Origin of the sequence: Solimonas fluminis (assembly GCF_002930645.1) — a bacterium.
Classification (GTDB): Bacteria; Pseudomonadota; Gammaproteobacteria; order Nevskiales; family Nevskiaceae; genus Solimonas_A; species Solimonas_A fluminis.
Map to the genome: position 1 here is coordinate 191,066 of NZ_PSNW01000005.1, position 14,984 is coordinate 206,049.

Annotated in this window: 16 protein-coding genes; 6 read left to right on the forward strand and 10 right to left on the reverse strand. The window is 68.4% G+C overall.

Translation table 11 applies throughout. The annotated features are described in order from the left end of the window. Positions 1-27: 27 nt before the first annotated feature. From C3942_RS11000 to rpmB, 6 genes are all read right to left on the reverse strand, one after another. Positions 28-579, reverse strand: coding sequence for a 1,2-dihydroxy-3-keto-5-methylthiopentene dioxygenase (locus C3942_RS11000; protein ID WP_104230432.1), 552 nt, complete (start codon positions 577-579; stop codon positions 28-30). Between the two features lie 11 nt (positions 580-590). Next, positions 591-1,208: a methylthioribulose 1-phosphate dehydratase gene (locus tag C3942_RS11005; RefSeq protein WP_104230433.1), complete on the reverse strand. Its 618-nt coding sequence runs from the start codon at positions 1,206-1,208 to the stop codon at positions 591-593. Between the two features lie 105 nt (positions 1,209-1,313). Beyond that, positions 1,314-2,177, reverse strand: a complete 864-nt coding sequence (locus C3942_RS11010; RefSeq protein ID WP_243393577.1) for a prohibitin family protein — start codon at positions 2,175-2,177, stop codon at positions 1,314-1,316. Then, positions 2,174-3,661, reverse strand: a complete 1,488-nt coding sequence (mgtE, locus tag C3942_RS11015) for a magnesium transporter (RefSeq protein WP_104230435.1) — start codon at positions 3,659-3,661, stop codon at positions 2,174-2,176. The genes C3942_RS11010 and mgtE overlap by 4 nt, the downstream gene beginning before the upstream one ends. A 318-nt stretch (positions 3,662-3,979) precedes the next feature. Then, positions 3,980-4,150, reverse strand: coding sequence for a 50S ribosomal protein L33 (gene rpmG / locus C3942_RS11020; RefSeq protein WP_104230436.1), 171 nt, complete (start codon positions 4,148-4,150; stop codon positions 3,980-3,982). Between the two features lie 3 nt (positions 4,151-4,153). Continuing rightward, positions 4,154-4,390 carry a 50S ribosomal protein L28 gene (rpmB, locus tag C3942_RS11025; RefSeq protein ID WP_104230437.1) on the reverse strand — a complete coding sequence of 79 codons (237 nt, stop codon included), beginning with the start codon at positions 4,388-4,390 and terminating at the stop codon, positions 4,154-4,156. Positions 4,391-4,665: 275 nt separating this feature from the next. On the opposite strand from rpmB, the gene C3942_RS11030 reads away from it, so the two are divergent. Next, positions 4,666-6,966, forward strand: a complete 2,301-nt coding sequence (locus C3942_RS11030) for an NADP-dependent malic enzyme (protein ID WP_104230438.1) — start codon at positions 4,666-4,668, stop codon at positions 6,964-6,966. A gap of 249 nt (positions 6,967-7,215) precedes the next feature. On the opposite strand, the gene radC is transcribed toward C3942_RS11030, so the two are convergent. After that, positions 7,216-7,890, reverse strand: coding sequence for a RadC family protein (gene radC, locus C3942_RS11035; protein ID WP_104230439.1), 675 nt, complete (start codon positions 7,888-7,890; stop codon positions 7,216-7,218). Positions 7,891-7,929: 39 nt separating this feature from the next. Between radC and coaBC the strand changes: the two genes are divergently transcribed. From coaBC to argB, 3 genes are all read left to right on the forward strand, one after another. Then, positions 7,930-9,144: a bifunctional phosphopantothenoylcysteine decarboxylase/phosphopantothenate--cysteine ligase CoaBC gene (coaBC, locus tag C3942_RS11040; RefSeq protein ID WP_104230440.1), complete on the forward strand. Its 1,215-nt coding sequence runs from the start codon at positions 7,930-7,932 to the stop codon at positions 9,142-9,144. Position 9,145: 1 nt separating this feature from the next. Continuing rightward, positions 9,146-9,601: a dUTP diphosphatase gene (gene dut / locus C3942_RS11045; RefSeq protein ID WP_104230441.1), complete on the forward strand. Its 456-nt coding sequence runs from the start codon at positions 9,146-9,148 to the stop codon at positions 9,599-9,601. A 98-nt stretch (positions 9,602-9,699) separates the two neighbouring features. After that, entirely contained in the window at positions 9,700-10,566 is an 867-nt protein-coding gene (argB, locus tag C3942_RS11050) for an acetylglutamate kinase (RefSeq protein ID WP_104230442.1), read from the forward strand. A 21-nt stretch (positions 10,567-10,587) separates the two neighbouring features. Here argB and C3942_RS11055 read toward each other — a convergent pair whose 3' ends face one another. Both C3942_RS11055 and pyrE read right to left on the reverse strand, forming a co-directional pair. Further along, positions 10,588-11,436: a hypothetical protein gene (locus C3942_RS11055; RefSeq protein WP_104230443.1), complete on the reverse strand. Its 849-nt coding sequence runs from the start codon at positions 11,434-11,436 to the stop codon at positions 10,588-10,590. Positions 11,437-11,475: 39 nt separating this feature from the next. Continuing rightward, a complete protein-coding gene (pyrE, locus tag C3942_RS11060; RefSeq protein ID WP_104230444.1) occupies positions 11,476-12,114 on the reverse strand; it encodes an orotate phosphoribosyltransferase in 639 nt (212 codons plus the stop codon). A 74-nt stretch (positions 12,115-12,188) separates the two neighbouring features. Here pyrE and C3942_RS11065 point away from each other — a divergent pair, with 74 nt between their 5' ends. Both C3942_RS11065 and C3942_RS11070 read left to right on the forward strand, forming a co-directional pair. Then, positions 12,189-12,962, forward strand: coding sequence for an exodeoxyribonuclease III (locus C3942_RS11065; protein WP_104230445.1), 774 nt, complete (start codon positions 12,189-12,191; stop codon positions 12,960-12,962). Further along, on the forward strand, positions 12,952-14,304 hold the full coding sequence (locus tag C3942_RS11070) for an AmpG family muropeptide MFS transporter (RefSeq protein ID WP_104230446.1): 1,353 nt from the start codon (positions 12,952-12,954) through the stop codon (positions 14,302-14,304). Before C3942_RS11065 ends, C3942_RS11070 begins: the two co-directional genes overlap by 11 nt. On the opposite strand, the gene C3942_RS11075 is transcribed toward C3942_RS11070, so the two are convergent. Next, the gene (locus C3942_RS11075) at positions 14,301-14,972 is read right to left on the reverse strand and encodes a GNAT family N-acetyltransferase (protein ID WP_243393578.1); all 672 of its coding nucleotides are present in this window, start codon (positions 14,970-14,972) and stop codon (positions 14,301-14,303) included. The genes C3942_RS11070 and C3942_RS11075 overlap by 4 nt on opposite strands. Between the last annotated feature and the right edge of the window lie 12 nt (positions 14,973-14,984).

Sequence of the window (14,984 nt, forward strand, 5' to 3'; positions counted from 1 at the left end):
TCCTGCCTTCAGGAGCGGCCGATGTTCCTAGGCCGCGCGTTCGAAGCGCGGGAAGCGATCCGCGATGGTGTCGCCGGTGAACTTGCCGACCCAGCCTTCCGCGATGCGGAAGAAGCGGATCGCCTTGAAGAAGGGCTTCGGCCCCATGTCGAACCAGTGCGTGGTGTTGGCCGGCAGGTTGATCAGGTCGCCACGGGTGCACTCGGTCATGTACACCTTGCCGCCGGAGCGGATGTAGAACATGCCGGAGCCATCGACGAAGAAGCGCGTCTCGAAGTCGTCGTGCGTGTGCTCGGCCAGGAACTTGCCGCGCGCCGCCTCGGCCTGCGGGTTCTCCGGGTGCATCGCCACCACGTCGATGGTGACGAAGCCGTACTTCCTGTTGAGCTTGTCGATCGCATCCTGGTAGGCGGCGATCACTTCCTCGGCGCCGTCCTCGGGCTTCAGCGGCTTGGAGGCGTCCCAGCGCTCGAATTCCACGCCGATGCCGGCCAGGGCATCGCGGATGTCCTCGAAGCGCGTCAGCGTCTGCAGCGGCGTGCGGGCATCGCTGTCGGCATAGATCGTGAGGGTGGTCATGGTACTTCTCCTTACTTCAGGAGCTGCGAACGCAGCTCGCACTCGAACATGAATTCCAGGGCCTCGACGCGCCAGCGCGCCTCGGCCACCGTGGCGCCCCAGGCATACAGGCCGTGGCCGGCGATGACATAGCCCGGCGTGGCCGGATCCTGCTTCATGTGGGCATCCACGCGCGCCGCCAGCCGGGCGATGTCCTGGTCGTTCTCGAACACCGGCACTTCGACCACGGCATCGTGCGTCTTGATCCCCGGCAACAGCTTCAGCAGCTCGTAGCCGGCCAGGCGGATGCGCTCGTAGCGGCGCGACAGCAGTGTATTGGCCACCGAATGGGTGTGCAGGGCGCCGCCGATGGCCGGATCGTGCTGGTACAGCTGGCAATGCAGCAGGGTCTCGTAGGAGGCCTTGCGGCAGGTGCCGATCGGCTGCCCCTCCAGGTCGGCGACCAGGAAGTCCGCCTCGGTCAGCTCGCCCTTGTGGCAACCGGAGGCGGTGATCAGCATGCGCTCCGGCGACAGGCGGGCCGAGAAGTTGCCGCCGGTAGCGGGCACCCAGCCACGGGCGTGGAACAGCTGGCCGGCGCCGATCAGGGCGCGGCTCAGCTCGGGGACGGTAGGGGCGGTTTCGGTCATGGGATCGCGCACTTTACGGCATGGCGTGTGACAGCCGATAGAGGCCCTGCCAAACCCCGGAGGACCCGGGGCCTGGCCCCTCCCGGCCGCGGCCGGCGATCGCCGTCAGCGTGCCGGCTGGCCGTTCAGGCCCAGGAAAGGCACGGCGCCGCCCGCCATGGTCTGGGGCAGTACGCCGTTCCATTTGTCGATCGCCTTGATCTGGGCGTCGATCTCGCGCAGCTTGATCAGGTCCGGGGTGATCTCCTGCTTCTGCACCCGCAGGGCCGCCGCCTCGGCCTCCGCCTGGGCGATGCGCTGCTTGGCCTCGATCTGGATGCGCTCCAGGTCGCGCTGCGCCTTCAGGGCCAGCTGCTCGGCCTCCTGCTTGGACTCGATGGCCTGGGAGAACTGCTGCGAGAAGCGGAAATTGGTGATCGACACCTCGTCCAGCGCCAGGGCGTTGACCGCGCGGGCGTTGATCTTCTCGTTCAGCAGCAGCCGGATGTTGTGGCGCACGTCCTCGCGCTTGGTGATCAGCTCCTCGGCGGTGTACTTCGCCGTCACCGCCTTGAAGGCCTCCTGCACCGCCGGCTCGATCACCTTCTGCTCGAAGCCCGGCCCCACCTCCTGGTACAGCTTGGCGGTGAGTTCCGGATTGATGCGGTAGTTCAGGGTGATCGCCGTATGCACGATCTGCAGGTCGCGGCTGGCCGCCTCGCCCTCGGAATCGGCGCGCGCCACGCGCACGTCGATCTTCACCACGTTGCACAGCGGGTTGACCAGATGCAGGCCCTCCCCCAGCGGCTGCGGATCGACCTTGCCGAACAGGGTCACCACGCCGCGATGGCCGGCCGGCACCACCGTGAGCGGCGACATGCGCGCCAGGACGGCCAGGCCGACGACGGCCACGATGACACCCAGGACCAGCTTCCCCGTTGACCCCATTTTCCTGCCCCCTTCTTCCAGCTTCATTTCGTACGTCTTCATACCAGGAATACCGCCGCCAGCCCCAGGAAGATGAAGAACCCCATGCTGTCGGTGGTCGCCGTCAGGATGATGCTGGAGCCCATCGCCGGATCGCGCCCCAGCCGGTGCAGCAGCACCGGCGCCAGCACCCCCACCAGGGCCGCCACGGACATGTTCAGCATCAGCGCCACCGCGATCACCACCGACAGCGGCAGCTGGTGGTAGAGCAGCAGCGTAGCAAAGCCCAGCACCACGCCCCAGAGGGCGCCGTTGAGGGCGCTGATCGAAAGCTCGCGGCGCAGGATACGGCGCAGCTGGTCGCTGCCGAGCTGGCCCAGGGCCAGGCCGCGGATCACCAGGGCCGCCGACTGGTTGCCGGTGTTGCCGCCGATGCTGGCGACGATCGGCATCAGCGCCGCCAGCGCCACCAGGGCCTCGATGATCGGCTCGAAGGCGCCGATCACCCGCGAGGCGAAGAAGGCCGTGGCCAGGTTGATGGCCAGCCAGGGCCAGCGGCGCTGGGCACTGGCCACCACCGGGGCGAACAGGTCCTCGTCCTCCTCGGTCAGGCCCACCTGGCGCAGGCCCTCGGTCTGGGCCCGCTCGGAGATCTCGTCGAGCACCGCATCCACCGTCACCCGCCCCACCACCTGGCGGTGCAGGTTCAGCACCGGTGCCGAGATCAGGTCGTATTTCTCGAAGGCCGCCACGGCCTCGCGCGAGGGATCGTCGGTGTAGAAATAGACCGGGCGGGGATTCATGACCTCCGCCACCTGGCCCTCCGGATCGCCCAGCAGCAGCCTGGCCAGCGGCAGCAGGCCGCGCAGCTGGTTGCCGCGGTCCACCACGAACAGCTGGTTGGTATGCGCCGGCAGCAGCTTGCGCCGCCGCAGCAGGCGCTGCACCGCCTCCAGCGTGGTGTCCTCGCGCACGGCGATGAAGTCCAGGTCCATCATCGAGCCGACCGTGCCCTCCGGGAAGGAGAGCATCGAGCGCACCTCGGCCTGGTCGGCGCTGTCCAGGCGCTCCAGCACCTGCTGGCGGGCCTCCTCGGGCAGGGAGGACACCAGGTCGGCCAGGTCGTCGGTATCCAGCGAGCCGGCCAGCGCCACCACCTCCTCCGGCGGCATGCTCATCACCAGGGCCCGGCGCACCGTGTCCGAGGTCTCCAGCAGCACCGCGCCACGCCGCGCCGGCCGCACCAGCGTCCAGGCCAGGTCCCGCGCCTCCGGCGCCAGGGCCTCCAGCACGAAGGCGATGTCCGCCGGGTGGAAATGCGACAGGCGCTGCTCCAGCGCCGCCTGGTGCTGCCGCGCCACCAGCTGCGCCACCACGTCGCTGTTGCGGCTCTCCGAGCGCGACAGCAGCTCCTTCTCCACCGACTGGCGCGACAGCAGCTGGATCACCTGGGCCCGGGCCTGCTCCAGGTGGTGGTGGTGCGGGCGGGCGGCACCGTCGGCGTCGGCATCGGTTTCCGGGTCGTCGGGCGGCAGGAGCTGGGACATGGCCGGGATATTACGGGCTGGCTGTGACTGTTTGTGAGGCCATGTCCCCGGAAACAGGACCGCCGCCCGGGAGGGGGCGGTTTGAAGGCGGCCTGAAGCCGCGAGAAGCTCGCTCCAGAAAACAGCAAGGCCGCCTCTAGGGCGGCCCACTGGAACGCGAAATTTCGCTGCTGGCCGGCTTCGCCTGGCCAGGTGCGGAAGTCCTGGCACAGCCAAACGCCCGCTCCAAGAAACAGCAAGGCCGCCCCTGGGGCGGCCCACTGGAACCTGCGGATTTTCACTGCCGGCTTGCTTCGCTCCGCCGGGTGCGAAAATCCTTTACTTGACCTTCGCTTCCTTGAAGACCACGTGCTTGCGGACGATCGGGTCGTACTTCTTGAACTCGAACTTGTCCGGCGTGTTCTTACGGTTCTTCTTGGTGGTGTAGTAGTAGCCGGTGTCAGCGGTCGACACGAGCTTGATCTTCTCTACTTCCTTCTTCTTTGCCATGGCTTACACCTTCTCGCCGCGGGCGCGCAGTTCGGCCACCACGGCCTCGACGCCCTTCTTGTCGATGATGCGCATGCCCTTGGAGGACACGCGGAGCGCCACGAAGCGCTTCTCGGACTCGAGCCAGAAGCGGTGCGAGTGCAGATTCGGCTCAAAACGGCGACGACGCTTGTTGTTGGCGTGCGAAACGGTGTTACCCGTCAGCGGACGCTTGCCGGTCACCTGGCAGACTTTGGACATGACACAAACCTTGGTCAGGAATTATCGAATTGGCATGGCTTTACGCCAGGCGCTTACAGGGCCACGGGGCCATGCAGAAGGGGCGCGATTGTGCCAGCAGCCGGCCGGCAAGGCAAGGCCCCCGGGGAGGTTCGTTCCAGCCCCTGCCGGGCAGCGTCCGCCCGGCCAAAGCCCCCGGAGGGTGGCTTCGGATACTCTATAGGGGCCCTGATCCCCCGCGCCGCCCCCGGCCCCGCCCCAAGGCCCGGCGACCGCCCCAGCGTTGACCGCGTCCCATGAAAATCCAAGAAGAACTGCGCCGCGCCGCCCTCGAATACCACGAGTTCCCGGTGCCCGGAAAGCTGTCCGTCACCGCCACCAAGCAGCTGAGCAACCAGCGCGACCTGGCCCTGGCCTACTCACCCGGCGTCGCCGCCGCCTGCGAGGAGATCGCCGCCGACCCCGCCACCGCCTCGCGCTACACCGCCCGCGGCAACCTGGTGGCCGTGGTCACCAACGGCACCGCCGTGCTGGGCCTGGGCGCCATCGGCCCCCTGGCGGCCAAGCCGGTGATGGAGGGCAAGGCGGTCCTGTTCAAGAAGTTCGCCGGCATCGACGTCTTCGACATCGAGCTCAACGAACGCGACCCGGACAAGCTGGTGGACATCATCGCCGCCCTGGAGCCGACCTTCGGCGGCATCAACCTGGAGGACATCAAGGCCCCGGAATGCTTCGAGATCGAGCGCCGCCTGCGCGCCCGCATGAAGATCCCGGTGTTCCACGACGACCAGCACGGCACAGCCATCATCGTCGGCGCCGCGGTGCTCAACGGCCTGCAGGTGGTCGGTAAGGACATCAGGGCGGTCAAGCTGGTGGTCAGCGGCGCCGGTGCGGCCGCCCTGGCCTGCGTCGACCTGCTGGTGGACCTGGGCCTGCCGATCGAGAACATCTGGCTCACCGACCTGGCCGGGGTGGTGTACCAGGGCCGCACCGAGCTGATGGACCCGGACAAGGCCCGCTTCGCCCAGCCCACCGACAAGCGCAGGCTGGCCGAGGTGATCCCGGACGCCGACATCTTCCTGGGCCTGTCCGCCGCCGGCGTGCTGAAGCCCGACATGGTCAAGACCATGGCCGCCCGCCCGCTGATCTTCGCGCTGGCCAACCCCACGCCGGAAATCCTGCCGGAGGAGGTCAAGGCCGTGCGCGGCGACGCGGTGATCGCCACCGGCCGCACGGACTACCCGAACCAGGTCAACAACGTCCTGTGCTTCCCCTTCATCTTCCGCGGCGCGCTGGATGCCGGCGCCACCACGATCACGCGCGAGATGGAGATCGCCACCGTCCACGCCATCGCCGCGCTGGCGCGGCGCGAGCAGAGCGACATCGTCGCCAGCGCCTACGGCATCGAGGACCTGTCCTTCGGCCCCGAGTACCTGATCCCCAAGCCCTTCGACCCGCGCCTGATCGTGCAGATCGCGCCCGCCGTGGCGCAGGCGGCGATGGACTCCGGCGTGGCCACGCGCCCGATCGCGGACTTCGACGCCTACCGCCAGCAGCTGCAGCAGTTCGTCTACCAGAGCGGCACGATGATGAAGCCCGTGTACTCCGCCGCGCGCAAGGTCGCGCCGGAGCGCTCGCGCATCATCTTCGCCGAGGGCGAGGACGAGCGCGTGCTGCGCGCCGCCCAGATCATCGTGGACGACAAGCTCGCCCGCCCGGTGCTGGTCGGCCGGCCCAGCGTGATCGAGGAGCGCATCCGCCGCTACGGCCTGCGCCTGAAGCTGGGCGAGCACCTGACCGTGGTCAACACCGAGCACGACCCGCGCTACCGCGAGTACTGGCAGGAATACCTGGAGCTGATGGAACGCCGCGGCGTCACCGAGCCCTATGCCCGCCTGGAGATGCGCCGCCGCACCACGCTGATCGCCGCCATGCTGCTGCGCAAGGGCGAGGGTGACGGCATGATCTGCGGCACCATCAGCACCACTGCGCGCCACCTGCAGTACATCGACCGCGTGCTGGGCAAGAAGCCCGGCCACAGCGTCTACGCCGCGATGAACGCGCTGATCCTGCCCGGCCGCCAGCTGTTCCTGGTGGACACGCACGTGAACCTGGACCCGAGCGCCGAGCAGCTCGCCGAGATCACGCGCATGGCCGCCGAGGAAGTCTGCCGCTTCGGCATCAAGCCCAAGGTGGCGCTGCTGTCGCATTCCAACTTCGGCAGCAGCGATGCGCCCTCGGCGCTGAAGATGCGCCAGACCCTGGCGCTGCTGCGCGAGCAGGCCCCGGAACTGGAAGTGGACGGCGAGATGCACGGCGACTGCGCCCTGTCCGAGTCGCACCGCAAGTCGATCATCGCCCGCTCCACGCTGCAGGGCGAGGCCAACCTGCTGGTGCTGCCCAACCTGGACTCGGCCAACATCGCCTACAACCTGCTGAAGACCACCGCCGGCGGCAACGTCGCCATCGGCCCGATGCTGCTGGGCTGCGCCGCCCCGGTGAACATCCTGACGCCCTCGGCCACCGTGCGCCGCATCGTCAACATGACGGCGCTGACGGTGGTGGATGCGAACCTGCAGCGTCAGGCTCAGAGTTGAGCACCGCGTTCCCCTCTCCCTCCGGGAGAGGGGCAGGGGTGAGGGACACAGGTCAGGGGAATGAACTGACGGTAGTGGTTGCTCCACGCTCGTCCCTCACCCCCTTCCCCTCTCCCGGAGGGAGAGGGGGCTCCGATTTTCGATTCCTAAACCCTTAGGGTGATTGCAGGGCCGGCCAACTCCCGCGGCCCACTCGCGACGCTAGGATCCCCGGCGCTTTGCGCCAGGGGCCTCCACGCTGCTCGGGCTTCACAACCACCCCCTCTCCGCAAACGAAGCCGGCCGCCCCTCCCCGATCACGAAGTGATCCAGCACCCGGATATCCACCTGCCCCAGCACCGCCTTGAGCCGCTCGGTCAGCGCCCGGTCCGCCGCGCTGGGCTCGGACACGCCGGACGGGTGGTTGTGGGCAAAGATCACCGCCGCCGCGTTGTGCCGCAGCGCCGCCTTCAGCACCTCGCGCGGGTAGACCGCCGCGGAATCCAGCGTGCCCAGGGCCAGCTCCTCGAAGGCCAGCACCTGGTGCTGGGCGTCCAGGAACAGCGCCCCGAAGACCTCCCGGTCCAGGTCGCGCAGGCGGGCCACCAGGTAGTCGCGGGCGCCCTCGGGGCTGCTCAGGGCCGGCCTGGCCTTCAGCTCCTCCGCCAGGTAGCGCCGGGCCATCTCCACGCAGGCCTGCAGCTGCACGTACTTGGCATCGCCCAGGCCCCGGCCGGTGCAGAACTCCTCCCGCGAGGCCTTCAGCAGGCCGCGCAGGCCGCCGAAGCGGCCCAGAAGCTCCCGGGCCAGGTCCACGGCGCTGGTGCCGGGAACCCCCGTCCGCAGGAAGATCGCCAGCAATTCGGCGTCCGACAGGCTGGCCGCCCCCCGCGCCAGCGCCTTCTCCCGGGGGCGCTCGCCCTCCGGCCAATCCGTGATCGCCATCCGGCGTCGCCCCCTGGTTGATGGGGATAGAATATTGCGATGCAAACGAATGAACCACGGCTCGACGGGCGCCGCATTCTCCTGGGTGTGACCGGCGGTATTGCCGCCTACAAGGCGGCCGACCTCGTGCGCCGGCTGATGGACGCCGGGGCGGAGGTGCAGGTGGCGATGACCGCCTCCGCCACCGAGTTCGTGCGCCCGCTGACCTTCCAGGCCCTGTCCGGCCGCGACGTCCGCACCGAGCTGTTCGACCCGGCCGCCGAGGCGGCCATGGGGCACATCGAACTGGCGCGCTGGCCCGATGCCATCGTCGTGGCCCCCGCCAGCGCGGATTTCCTGGCGCGCCTGGCCTCCGGCATGGCCAACGACCTGCTGACCACGCTGTGCCTGGCCACCGACCGGCCGATCCTGGTGGCGCCGGCGATGAACCGGCTGATGTGGGCCAATCCCGCCACGCAAGCCAATATCGCGACGCTGCGCCAGCGCGGCATCCGCACCGTCGGCCCCGGCGCCGGCTTCCAGGCCTGCGGCGAGACCGGCGAAGGCCGCATGAGCGAGCCGCTGGACATCCGCGAGGCGGTCCTGCGCCTGTTCGGCGACGGCCCGCTGCGCGGCGTGAAGGCCGTGGTCACCGCCGGCCCGACGCGCGAGGCCATCGACCCGGTGCGCTTCATCACCAACCGCTCTTCCGGCAAGATGGGCTACGCGGTCGCCGCCGCCCTCGCCCGCCTGGGCGCCAGCGTCACCCTGGTCAGCGGCCCGACGCAGCTCGCGGCGCCGGCCGGCGTGCAGCGGGCGTCCGTGGAAACCGCTGCCGAAATGCTCGCCGCCAGCCGCGAGGCGGTGGCCGGCGCACAGCTCTTCGTGGGCGCCGCCGCGGTGGCCGACTACCGCATGGACACGGTCGCCGAACAGAAGATCAAGAAATCCAGCGACGCGATGGAACTGCGCCTGGTGAAGAACCCGGACATCCTCGCCACGCTGCGCCAGGAGAACCCGAAGCTCTTCATCGTCGGCTTCGCGGCCGAGACCGAGAAGCTGGAAGAACACGCCCGCGGCAAGCTGGAGCGCAAGCAGCTGGACCTGATCGCGGCCAACCTGGTCGGCAACGGCAAGGCCTTCGACCGGGACGACAACCAGCTCAGCGTCTACTGGAAGGGCGGCGGCCAGGAACTGGCGCCGGCCCACAAGCACGATCTCGCACGCGACCTTGCCCGGCTGATCGCCGACCGCTATACCGCCACCACGGCCTGACATGCACACGATCCAGATCAAGATCCTCGACCCGCGGGTCGGGTCGGAACTTCCCTTGCCGGCCTATGCCACCGACGGCTCCGCCGGCCTGGACCTGCGCGCCGTGCTCGACGCGCCGCTGACGCTCGCCCCCGGCGACACCACGCTGCTGAAGACCGGCCTTGCGATCTACATCGCCGACCCGAACCTCGCCGCCGTGATCCTTCCGCGTTCCGGACTGGGCCACAAGCATGGCATCGTGCTCGGCAACCTCGTGGGCCTGATCGACTCCGACTACCAGGGCGAGCTGATGGTGTCCTGCTGGAACCGCGGGCGCGACAGCTTCACGATCAACCCGGGCGAGCGCATCGCGCAGCTGGTGTTCCTGCCGGTGGTGCGCGCGAACTTCGAGACCGTCGCCGACTTTCACGCGACGGCGCGCGGGACCGGTGGTTTCGGTAGCACTGGGAAACAGTAAAGCAGTGCCGAGTGCTGAGGACTGAGTGCTGAGTAAAAGCACCGCCCCCACTTGGCACTTAGTCCTCAGCACTTAGCACTTAGCACTGAGATAGAGCCATGCCGATAGATCTGATCAATGCCCACAACATCGCCCGCGTCCTGACGGAGGCGCTGCCCTACATCCGCCGCTTCGCCGGCAAGACCATCGTGGTCAAGTACGGCGGCAACGCGATGAAGGACGACAACATGATCGCGTCCTTCGCGCGCGACATCGTGCTGATGAAGCTGGTCGGCATGAACCCGGTGGTGGTGCACGGCGGCGGCCCGCAGATCGGCTCGCACCTGGAACGCCTGGGCAAGAAGAGCGAATTCATCGAGGGCATGCGCGTCACCGACGAGGAGACCATGGACGTCGTCGAGATGATGCTCGGCGGCCTGGTCAACAAGGCGGTGGTCAGCGCGCTCAACCAGCAGGGCGGCCGCGCCGTGGGGCTCACCGGCAAGGACGGCTCGCTGATCCGCGCGCGCAAGATGCTGCTCAAGAGCGGCCAGGACATCGGCCAGGTCGGCGAGGTGGAAAAGATCGACCCGCGCATCATCAGCCACCTGGAAGCCGGCGGCTTCATCCCGGTGATCGCGCCGGTGGGCGTGGGCGAGCAGGGCGAGGCCTACAACATCAACGCCGACGTCGCGGCAGGCAAGATCGCCGCCGTGCTGCAGGCCGAGAAGATCATCTTCCTGACCAACGCGCCGGGCGTGCTGGACAAGGAAGACAAGATCCTCACCGGCCTGACCGTACCGCAGGTGGAAGACCTGATCCTGGACGGCACCATCCACGGCGGCATGGTGCCCAAGGTGCGCTACGCGCTGGACGCGGTGAACAGCGGCGTGAAGTCCGCCCACATCATCGACGGCCGCGTCGAGCACTCCGTGCTGCTGGAACTGTTCACCGACGCCGGCATCGGCACGCTGATCCGGGGCTAGAAGGACGTCGCGGCCGGAGGTTTACTCCTCCGGCTTCTTGTCCTTCTTGGCGTCCTTGTTCTTCTTGTCCTTCTTGGCGTCCTTCTTCTTGTCCTTCTTCTTGTCCTGGTCGGTCTTCTTCTTCGGAGCGGCCGGGAGCGGTTTCTCGATGACCGCTGCCAGCACCGGCGATCCCGGCTTGGGGCACTCGCCGGCGTAGGCGGCGGCGCCCATCTTCAGCTCCTGGTAACGCTGGATGTCGCGCAGGAAGTCGCTGCAGACGCTTTCGCGATCCTTCTGCATCTGGGCGATCGCCGCCCGGTTGTCGCGCAGGGCTTTCTCCACATCGCGCAACTGCTTCTGCTGCTCCGCCGCCGGGCGGCCCTTCTTGAGCATGCCGTCGATGCGCTTCTGCAAGTCCGCCTTCGATGCCTCGGAGCCCTCGATCGACTGGTTGGCCAGGTTCACGCGTCCGTCCAGCGTCGCCAGGCGCTCGTTGCGCGCCCGTTCCAGATCCTTGACGCTGGAGTAGCTGTCGGTGAGGAACTTGTCGTAGGCCGCCTGCTTTTCAGCCTTGACCTTGGCCGCCGCAGCTTCCGCCGCCGCCTTTTCCTCGGCCGCGATTTCCTCGGCCGTCTTCTCCCTGGACCGCGTATTCACCACGCGCCCCTGCCGATCCACGGTTTCCAGTTCCTTGCTGGCATACTCGGGCGGCACACGGTCGCCGCAGGCACGATTGCCCTGATCGTCGGTCCAGCACTGGATCTTGCCGTAAGTCCCTGACTTGGCCTGCGCCTTCGCAGGCTTCGTCGGCTCGGTAGCAGACTGTACCGGCAGGGACAGCGCCGCCAGCAGGGCGGCCGCCAGCAGGGGGGCAGTCGTCTTGATCATCGACGTATCCTCTCCATCTCAACAGCCTTCGAGTTTACGCTAAACCCCGTACTGCGCCTGATACGCCCGAATGGCGTCGATGGTGGCCGGATCGGCGGCGCCCTGGCTCAGGTAGTCCAGCAGGCTGCGGACATTGACCAGCGGCAGCACGCGGATGCCGGAATCCCGTTCCATCTCCTGCACGGCGGACGCGCCGCTGGGGCCCTTCTCCTGGCGGTCCAGGGCGATCACCGCGGCCACCGGCTCGGCGCCGGCGGCGCGCAGCAGGCGCACCGCCTCGCGCAGGGCGGTACCGGCGGTCAGCACATCGTCCACGATCACCACGCGGCCCTTGGGGGCGGCGCCGACCAGGGTGCCGCCCTCGCCGTGGTCCTTGGCTTCCTTGCGGTTGTAGGCGTAGGGAACGTCCCGGCCCTGCTCGGCCAGGGCCAGGGCCACCGCCGTGACCAGGGGGATGCCCTTGTAGGCCGGGCCGAACAGCATGTCGTAGCCGATGCCGGCCTGCTGCAGGGCCTGGGCATAGGCCTTGCCCAACTCGCGCATGGCGCCGCCGCTGGAAATCTTGCCCAGGTTGAAGAAATAGGGGCTGGTGCGGCCGGACTTCAAGGTGAAGGAACCGAACTTGAGCACCTCGTGTTCGAGGGCCAGCTTGAGGAAGGCGGACTGGTAGGCGTGCATGGATTTCAGGATTTCGGCGTGAGGCGTGCTCACCGGATAACATGCGCATTATCGCCCAAGAACGAAGCCCACCGATGCGCGTCATCTCCCTGAATGCCAACGGCCTGCGCTCGGCCGCCCGCAAGAACCTGTTCGACTGGCTACCGAAGCAGAAGGCCGACATCCTTTGCGTGCAGGAGACCAAGGCCCAGCCGGACGACCTGGCCGACCCGCTGTTCCACCCGGAGGGCTGGCACGTACAGTTCAACAGCGCCCTGCGCAAGGGCTACTCCGGGGTCGCGATCTACTCGCGCCGCAAGCCGGACGCCGTGCTGAGCACGCTCGGCAACGAGGAATTCGACGCCGAGGGACGGTATCTGGAAATGCGCTTCGGCGACCTGTCCGTGGTGTCCCTGTACCTGCCCTCCGGCTCGGCCGGCCCGGAGCGCCAGGCCAGCAAGGACCGCTTCCTGGAATTCTTCCTGCCCCGCATGCGCGAGTGGATGGGCAGCGGCCGCCAGTACATCGTCTGCGGCGACTGGAATATCGCCCACCGCAACATCGACCTGAAGAACTGGCGCTCCAACCAGAAGAACTCGGGCTTCCTGCCGCACGAGCGCGAATGGCTGGACCTGGTGCTGGGCGCCGTGGGCTGGGTCGATGCCTACCGCACGCTGTACCCGGAACAGGAGGGCGAGGCCTACACCTGGTGGAGCAACCGCGGCCAGGCCTGGGCCAACAACGTGGGGTGGCGCATCGACTACCAGATCGTCACGCCGGGCCTGAAGGACAAGCTGAAGAAGGGCAGCGTCTACAAGGCCGAGCGCTTCTCCGACCACGCCCCGCTGACGCTCGACTATGGCCTCTGAAGCGGCCGCCCCCCGCGGCTGGCTCGACTCCCTGCGCATGTACGGCCACCCCCGGGTGGCCAGCATGCTGTTCCTGGGCTTCTCCGCCGGCCTGCCCTTCCTGCTGGTGTTCTCCACGCTCTCGGCCTGGCTGGCGCAGGCCGGCATCGAGCGCGCCACCATCGGCATGCTGAGTTGGGTGGGCATCACCTACTCCATCAAGTTCTTCTGGGCACCGGTGGTGGACCGCCTGCCGCTGCCGGGGCTCACGCGCCTGCTCGGACGCCGGCGCAGCTGGATGCTGCTGGCGCAGATCGGCCTGGCCTGCGGCCTTGCCGGCCTGGCGCTGCACGACCCGGCGACGCAGCTGCGCACGATGATCGGCTGCGCCCTGCTGGTGGCCTTCTCCTCGGCCACGCAGGACATCGCGATCGACGCCTGGCGGATCGAGGCCGCCGAGCAGGCCATGCAGGGCAACATGTCCGCCGCCTACCAGCTGGGCTACCGCATCGCCCTGATCGTGGCCGGCGCCGGGGCGCTGTACCTCGCCGCCGAGCAGAGCTGGCACACGGCCTACCTGACGATGGCCGCGCTGGTCGGCGTGGGCCTGCTGACCACGCTGCTGATCGCCGAACCCGAGCAGAAGATCAGCCGCGATACGCTGCTGCAGGAAGAGCGCGTCACGCGCTTCATCGAGCAGCGCCGGCACTGGCCGGAAGGGCTGCGCCATGCCGGCGCCTGGTTCGTGGGCGCGGTGGTCTGTCCCTTCATCGATTTCTTCGAGCGCAACGGCCTGAAGCTGGGCGCCCTGATCCTGTGCTTCGTCGGCCTGTTCCGCCTCACCGACATCACCATGGGCGTGATGGCCAACCCCTTCTATCTCAGCCTGGGCTACACGCTGAAGCAGATCGCCGCCATCGCCAAGGGCTATGGCGTGGTGATGTCGATCCTCGGCGCCTTCCTCGGCGGCCTCGCCGTCGCCCGCTGGGGCGCGCTGCGGGCACTGGTGATCGGTGGCGTGGCGGTGATCCTGAGCAACCTCTGCTTCGCCGCGCTGGCGATCCACGGAGCGCCGAGCCTGGAAGGCCTGGCGCTGGTGATCAGCGCCGACAATCTCGCCGCCGGCCTGGCGGGCTCCGCCTTCATCGCCTACCTGTCGGGTCTCACGAACACCGCCTACACCGCGACGCAGTACGCACTGTTCAGCTCGCTGTTCACGCTGCCGGGCAAGCTGCTGGGCGGCGCCTCGGGCTGGGTGGTGGACCAGGTGGGCTTCGTCGGCTTCTTCCTCTATACCTCGGCGCTGGGCCTGCCGGCGCTGTGGATCCTGCTGCAGCTCAACCGGCGGCTGCAGCGGGCCTAGGCCTTCTGCCCGGCCAGCGGCAGCACGAAGTCTTCCACCGGCATCGGCTCCGCGCGGTGCAGGCGGCGGAACACGTCGGCGAAGCGCATGCCCAGCGGATTGGCGGAGGGCACGCTGACGGCACGCTGGTAGACCGGCAGGGACAGCCGCTCGATGTGGTGGGCCGACCCCTCCTGCCGGGCCCCCAGGGCATGCAGCAGGCGGATGAAGCGCTGGTTGTCGGCATGCACGTCGTAGTAGAAGCGCTTGATCCCGTAGAGACGGGCGGTGAGGTGCAGGCAGGCGTGCAGGACCTGCCCGGCGCCCTGGCGGCGGTAGGGCTCGCCGATGGCGATGGCCACGTCGGCCGCGGCCGGCTCGCCGGGGATCACGGCAAAGCGGGCCACGCCGATGCCCGGCTCCTCGGGCTTGTCGAGGTTGAGCGCCCCCCAGATCACCTGGGTCTTCTGGTCCGGCAGCATCAGCTGGCCGAACTCCTCGTCGCTGAGCTGCTCGAAGCCTGCCACCGTCCGGCGGCGATGCGGCAATCTCAGCAGGGATTCCATGCCGGCCCGCAGGCGCGGCAGATCCTCCGGGTAGACCGGGCGGATCAGCGCCGGGGTGCCGTCGTCCAGCAGGTACTTGAACGCCGTAGGTAGTGGCGGTGATGTGAAGCTGTCGATCAGCATGATTCCCCCGAA

Coding starts and splice junctions, on each gene's coding strand:
- C3942_RS11000 (WP_104230432.1), bottom strand. CDS start 579: ATGACCACCCTCACGATCTATGCCGACAGCGATGCCCGCACGCCGCTG.
- C3942_RS11005 (WP_104230433.1), bottom strand. CDS start 1,208: ATGACCGAAACCGCCCCTACCGTCCCCGAGCTGAGCCGCGCCCTGATC.
- C3942_RS11010 (WP_243393577.1), bottom strand. CDS start 2,177: ATGAAGACGTACGAAATGAAGCTGGAAGAAGGGGGCAGGAAAATGGGG.
- mgtE (WP_104230435.1), bottom strand. CDS start 3,661: ATGTCCCAGCTCCTGCCGCCCGACGACCCGGAAACCGATGCCGACGCC.
- rpmG (WP_104230436.1), bottom strand. CDS start 4,150: ATGGCAAAGAAGAAGGAAGTAGAGAAGATCAAGCTCGTGTCGACCGCT.
- rpmB (WP_104230437.1), bottom strand. CDS start 4,390: ATGTCCAAAGTCTGCCAGGTGACCGGCAAGCGTCCGCTGACGGGTAAC.
- C3942_RS11030 (WP_104230438.1), top strand. CDS start 4,666: ATGAAAATCCAAGAAGAACTGCGCCGCGCCGCCCTCGAATACCACGAG.
- radC (WP_104230439.1), bottom strand. CDS start 7,890: ATGGCGATCACGGATTGGCCGGAGGGCGAGCGCCCCCGGGAGAAGGCG.
- coaBC (WP_104230440.1), top strand. CDS start 7,930: ATGCAAACGAATGAACCACGGCTCGACGGGCGCCGCATTCTCCTGGGT.
- dut (WP_104230441.1), top strand. CDS start 9,146: ATGCACACGATCCAGATCAAGATCCTCGACCCGCGGGTCGGGTCGGAA.
- argB (WP_104230442.1), top strand. CDS start 9,700: ATGCCGATAGATCTGATCAATGCCCACAACATCGCCCGCGTCCTGACG.
- C3942_RS11055 (WP_104230443.1), bottom strand. CDS start 11,436: ATGATCAAGACGACTGCCCCCCTGCTGGCGGCCGCCCTGCTGGCGGCG.
- pyrE (WP_104230444.1), bottom strand. CDS start 12,114: ATGCACGCCTACCAGTCCGCCTTCCTCAAGCTGGCCCTCGAACACGAG.
- C3942_RS11065 (WP_104230445.1), top strand. CDS start 12,189: ATGCGCGTCATCTCCCTGAATGCCAACGGCCTGCGCTCGGCCGCCCGC.
- C3942_RS11070 (WP_104230446.1), top strand. CDS start 12,952: ATGGCCTCTGAAGCGGCCGCCCCCCGCGGCTGGCTCGACTCCCTGCGC.
- C3942_RS11075 (WP_243393578.1), bottom strand. CDS start 14,972: ATGCTGATCGACAGCTTCACATCACCGCCACTACCTACGGCGTTCAAG.